Raw genomic sequence first — 5,838 nt, 5'->3', positions numbered from 1 at the left:
TATTAGAGATAACTGGAATTTAAAAAAACTTGTTGAAAAAGGTGTTTTCCCATCAAAGTTTTAAAAATGTAAAAAAATGGGACAATATTCAAAGTTTGTCGTTTTCAAGCAATATAAACACAAAAATACTTTGAACATCAAAAAACTTTTATTTAAGAATTGACTTTTCGGCTAAAATGACTTATAATAACGTTGCTGAAATAAGGAGGATGTAGACATGATATTTGAGCGCATTAAGGAAATGATTATGGAGGAACTAAACGTTCCAGAAGAAAAGATTACAATGCAAGCAAGATTGGCAGAAGACCTTGGGGCTGATTCAATTGATGCTGTTGAACTTATTATGAACATTGAAGATGAGTTCTCAGTTCAAGTTAGTGACGAGGAAGCACAAAACATTAAAACTGTCGGAGACTTAGTAAATTACATCGAAGCATTAAACTAAAAGCAAAAGGGGAACAGAAATTCCCTTTTTTTGTTTGAAAAAATGCTTTTTTTTTATATAATAGATATAGCACTGAAAGAAGGTACTCATATGTTTTATAATTTTAAAGATATTGAAAAGAAATGGCAAAGTTACTGGTATGAACAAAAACTCTTTAAAACACAAGAAGATCGACTCAAGGAAAAGTTCTATGTCTTAGACATGTTTCCTTATCCATCAGCTAGTGGTTTACATGTCGGACACTTAGAAGGATATACAGCAACAGACATTACCAGTCGCTTCAAAAGAATGCAAGGTTATAATGTTCTTCATCCGATGGGATGGGATGCTTTTGGTTTGCCTGCAGAACAATATGCATTATCAACAGGTAAAGATCCTAGAGAGTTTACCTATCAAAATATTGTTCACTTTAAAAAACAAATTATTGAATCTGGAAAAGGTATCGATTGGGATAGAGAATTCGCAACCGCTGATTCTAATTATTTCAAATGGACCCAATGGATTTTTAAGAAAATGTATGAACACGGTTTAGCAGTCTTAAAAGATGTTGAAGTTAACTGGTGTGAAGGTTTAGGTACAGTTCTAGCAAACGATGAAATTGAGCTTATTGACGGTCGAATGGTATCTGAACGAGGAAACTATCCTGTTGTCAAAAAAGCGATGCGTCAATGGGTACTACGCATCACTGCTTATGCTGACCGTTTACTTGAAGACTTAGAAGAACTTGATTGGCCAGAGTACTTAAAAGAAATGCAAAGAAATTGGATTGGCAAATCAAATGGTGCGATGATGACCTTTAGTGTCGATGAATCAGATGAATCATTTGAAGTGTTTACTACAAGACCTGATACCATCTATGGAGCAACCTATTGTGTCTTAGCACCAGAACATCCATTGATCTTAAAAGTAACGACTGAAGACGAATTAAGTGAAGTTAAAAAATATATAGATGCAACCAAACAAAAAAATGATATGGATCGTGCAATGGATAAATCAAAGACTGGTGTCTTTAGTGGTTCTTATGCAATTAATCCATTAAATCATAAAAGAGTTCCAATTTGGATTGCTGATTATGTGTTACCACATTATGGAACAGGTGCAGTTATGGCTGTTCCTGCACACGATGAAAGAGACTTTGAGTTTGCTCAAATTCATGGACTAGATATCGTTGAAGTTGTCCAAAGTGATGCAGAAGGCGCATTTACTGGAGACGGCAAGCATTTTAATAGTGGTATTATTGATGGTTTATTTAATGAAGCAGCAAAAGCTAAAATAATCGATTATTTAGAAAAAACAAAACAAGGTTATGCACATAATACATATAAATTAAGAGATTGGGTCTTTTCAAGACAACGATATTGGGGAGAACCATTTCCTGTCATCTATGATGAAGATGATAACATCTACATCCTAGAAGATGATGAATTACCACTAGAACTTCCTAAACTAAAAAACATTCGTCCAAGTGGTACAGGAGAAAGTCCATTAGCAAATGCTCATGATTGGCTACACGTTGATTATAAAGGTATTAAAGGTAGAAGAGATACAAACACCATGCCGCAATTAGCTGGAAGTTCCTGGTATTTTATCGGTTATATCTTAAAACATCACCTAGGGATGATTCCACTAGATACTGAAGAAGCCAAGAAGTTATTGGATAAATGGCTTCCAGTAGATTTATATGTCGGTGGGACAGAACACGCTGTAGGACACTTATTATATTCACGTTTTTGGACAAAGTTCTTACATGATATCGGATTATTATCAGTTGTTGAACCATTTAAAAAATTATTTAATCAAGGGATGATCTTAGGTAGTGATCATTCTAAAATGAGTAAATCAAAAGGTAATGGTGTCAATCCTGATGAGATTTTTGAATCACATGGAGCAGATGCACTACGTCTTTATGAAATGTTTATGGGACCACTAGATGCAGATAAACCGTGGTCTGAAGAAGGACTTAATGGTGCTAAAAAATTCTTAGAACGTGTTTGGAGACTCTTTGATTTTCCAATTGAGCAAGATGAAGTTCAAGAACTTAGACAAAGTTATCACCAAACGGTTAAGAAAGTAACTGAAGATTATGAAAAGCTTGCATTTAATACAGCAATCAGTCAAATGATGATTTTTGTTAATGATGTATATAAACTACAAACCATTGGAAAAGATCAAGCAAGAGGGTTGCTAAAACTGCTCAATCCAATTTGTCCGCATCTAACAGAAGAGATTAACCAATCTATATTAAAACAAAATGAAGAACTCATCTATTCAGAATGGCCAACTTATGATGAAAGATATTTAATTCAAGATGAAGTTGAAATCGTCGTTCAAGTCAATGGAAAGCTTAGAGCTAGATTTACTGCGAAAACAGATATGGATCCTGAATCAGCTAAGAAAATGGCATTAGAAATACCAAACGTTAGTAAACATGTTGAAGGCTTAACGATTAGAAAAATCGTACATATACCAAATAAGTTAGTTAATATCGTAGCGAATTAACAAATAAGATTAAATACTCTACACCCTGTAGGGTATTTTTCTTTTGTAGTGGTAAAATAAAATTAAACCAATAAAAAGGTAAGTTCATTTGTATAATAAGCGAAGAGGGGAATTATGGATCAGATACATGCAATCATTGAAGAACTAAAAAAGAGGAACTATCAGTCATTTGATACATTTTACAACTTGACAAAGAATCAGGTTTTTTACGCGATTATTAATATTGTAAAAGATCAAGACTTAGCAGAAGACATCATGCAGGACACCTACGTTAAGTTCTTAGAGAAAATCGAACAATATAAAAGCGGATCTAATCCTTATGCTTATCTATCAACAATTGCTAGAAATTTAGCCATTAATACTTACAATAGAGAAAAAAGGGTTATTAATTCACAAGAAATTGTTGAAAGCATTCCTTCTCCAGAAGAAGAGACAGATCAAGAAGATATTTTCAAAATCCTTGATCTACTAGAAGATGTTGAGAAAGAAGTGGTTACACTTCATATCATCAATGATTTAAAGTTTAGAGAGATTGCTGATACTATAGATAAGCCATTAGGCACAGTCTTGTGGATCTATAACAAAGCCATTAAGAAACTAAGAGCAAAGGTAGGTGATATATTATGAAAAAGAAAGAACTCATACAATTAATTAAAACTAAAGCTAATGAAATCGAAGTCAAAGATTTTTCTGACAACATTCTTAAGCGTGTTCAAGAGTTACCACGTCAAGAACAAGTTGTTATGCATAAGTCTCGTTTTAGTCTAAAGTATATATATACGCTTGCTTTGGGTACATTAGCAACGATATTCTTATTCATGCTCTTTTATCAACCAGATACACCAATTATACCTACTGATCCTCAATTTCAAAGTATGGACAATGTCATCGTATTTTCAACGATTTCAACGACTGCACTGATGGATCTTGCAGAAGAAGAACTTTCTACTTATGCAGATGAAACCTTAGCAGGACCTCCATTTGCAAATCAACCTGATCCAAAAATCAATGAAGAAATCTCAGATGTAGCAAAATATTTTGAACTCATGGAAAAGCTATTAGCAAGTCGTCCTGATTTTGATATCGATAAAGAAGATTTAACACAATCAGAATACAGTCAACGTATGAATTTTAGAGCTAGAGATTTTCTTGATCAAGAAATTCAATATCGTATGGACTATAATCAAAATAGAATTGAAAACACGAATCAATTTACAATAAACGGTAGAATTAATCTCGGAGAAATTAGTTATCAATTTATTGGAAATGGTGTAGAAAACGAACATAAAGAATTATCACTAAGAATGAGTAAAGATGATTTAAATTATATAGATGTTGATTATCAAATGATCAATGAAAAATATCATTTTGATATTATCATTACTAAAAATGGAGAAATCACACAAGATGTATCCTTAATCATTGAAGAAACCAAAGATGGTAAAAATGTTGAAATGCATTTTAATGTTGGTGAATCTATTGGAACGTATATATTTTCAATGGCAACTCAAAATCATCAAAAAATGATAAAGATAAATTATATTATTGAGGATGGAGATGTTGAAGAAAGAGGAGAACTACTCGTTAGAATTAGTACGCTACAAGGCGGTAATGTATATTCTATCTTAGTTAAACCTCATGGTGGTATTCCTTATATACTTCAAAGAAATAGAGTTATTCCAGGAAGACCAGGACAAACAGAATCAACTCAACAACAATACGATTTTTAGAAAAATTCACATATTACCAATAAAAACGACATCATGATTGTATATTAAGTGAACCAAAGAAAGAAGGAGGATTTAAAATATGAAAAAAATGAAATATGCATTTAGTTTTCTATTCTTATTCGCAGGATTGCTGATTATCGCAGGATGCGCAAATACAGTATCTGCAGAAAACGCTTATGTGACACTAGATATTAATCCTAGTGTAGAACTTATTGTGACACCAAAAGAAAAAGTGGTTTATGCAAATCCATTAAATGAGGATGGCGAAGTATTATTAGCTGATCTACAATTAGTTGGACTTGATTTAGATGATGCAATTGAACTTATTATAGAAACAGCAGTTGAGTTAGGTTATATTGATGTTGATGAAGAAGAAGAAACAATTGTTTCTGTAACAGCAATATCAAAAAATAGCCAAATTGGAGAACTTATTAGAAATAGAGTTAAACAACATATAGATAATGCATTTCTAGAACGTGGCATGGTTGGCCGTGGTCAAGATAAAGGCGAAAACGGTTATGTACCTGCATTCCTAGAAGAAGCACAATCTTATGAAGTATCTCCAGGTTTCTTATTCTTAGCTAAAAAAGCTGTCTTCGTTAATGATGAATTAACACTCGAAGTAGCAGTTGAAATGGAAGTTGATGAACTTCAAGCTATAATCAGAGAAGCTTTTGAAGATCACAAAGAAATCGCACATACATTAAAAGATGAATTTTTAGCAGCAAGACAAGAATTATTTGATGAGTATCATCCACAATTCGAAAATTATGAAGCTCAAATTGAAGATTTAGAAATGCAAATAGTAGATCTTGAAGCTCAAATCGAATTAGGTGAAGGTGATGTTGAAGCACTTGAAGCAGAAAAAGCTGATTTAGAAACACAATTAGCAGCACTTCAAGAAGAATTCGCAACGCTTAGAGCAGAATTTAAAGAAAAACTTATGGAGCTTCGTGATGAATTTCTTGAAGAAACAAAAGCTTTAAGAGCACAATTCAAGCAAATGCACCAACACTTAAGAGAAACACATCAACAAAGAGTTCAAGAGTTTAGAGATGAAATGGAATCTAGACGCGATGAACTAATGGACAGAATCGAAGAATTTCAACGAAATCGCCCATAATTCCCCTGTTATGGGAAATGATAAAAAAGACGATAGGCAAT

5 protein-coding genes are annotated in these 5,838 nt (G+C 32.9%); all 5 read left to right on the top strand.

The features are described from left to right. The first annotated feature begins 217 nt into the window (after positions 1 to 217). The 5 genes from acpP (at position 218) to QJ521_RS09245 (ending at position 5,797) form a co-directional block, all read left to right on the top strand. On the top strand, positions 218 to 445 hold the full coding sequence (gene acpP / locus QJ521_RS09265; protein WP_282840204.1) for an acyl carrier protein: 228 nt from the start codon (positions 218 to 220) through the stop codon (positions 443 to 445). Positions 446 to 535: 90 nt separating this feature from the next. Beyond that, the gene (gene leuS / locus QJ521_RS09260; RefSeq protein ID WP_282840203.1) at positions 536 to 2,944 is read left to right on the top strand and encodes a leucine--tRNA ligase; all 2,409 of its coding nucleotides are present in this window, start codon (positions 536 to 538) and stop codon (positions 2,942 to 2,944) included. A gap of 114 nt (positions 2,945 to 3,058) precedes the next feature. Further along, on the top strand, positions 3,059 to 3,571 hold the full coding sequence (locus QJ521_RS09255; RefSeq protein WP_282840202.1) for an RNA polymerase sigma factor: 513 nt from the start codon (positions 3,059 to 3,061) through the stop codon (positions 3,569 to 3,571). Continuing rightward, the gene (locus QJ521_RS09250; RefSeq protein WP_282840201.1) at positions 3,568 to 4,674 is read left to right on the top strand and encodes a hypothetical protein; all 1,107 of its coding nucleotides are present in this window, start codon (positions 3,568 to 3,570) and stop codon (positions 4,672 to 4,674) included. The genes QJ521_RS09255 and QJ521_RS09250 overlap by 4 nt, the downstream gene beginning before the upstream one ends. A 79-nt stretch (positions 4,675 to 4,753) precedes the next feature. Beyond that, complete coding sequence (locus tag QJ521_RS09245) at positions 4,754 to 5,797, top strand: anti-sigma-I factor RsgI family protein (RefSeq protein ID WP_282840200.1); 1,044 nt, start codon at positions 4,754 to 4,756, stop codon at positions 5,795 to 5,797. Positions 5,798 to 5,838 lie beyond the last annotated feature (41 nt).

This window comes from Peloplasma aerotolerans (assembly GCF_030012175.1).
Taxonomy (GTDB): Bacteria; Bacillota_I; Bacilli_A; order Acholeplasmatales; family Acholeplasmataceae; genus Peloplasma; species Peloplasma aerotolerans.
This window is presented reverse-complemented; position numbering and strand designations above follow the sequence as displayed.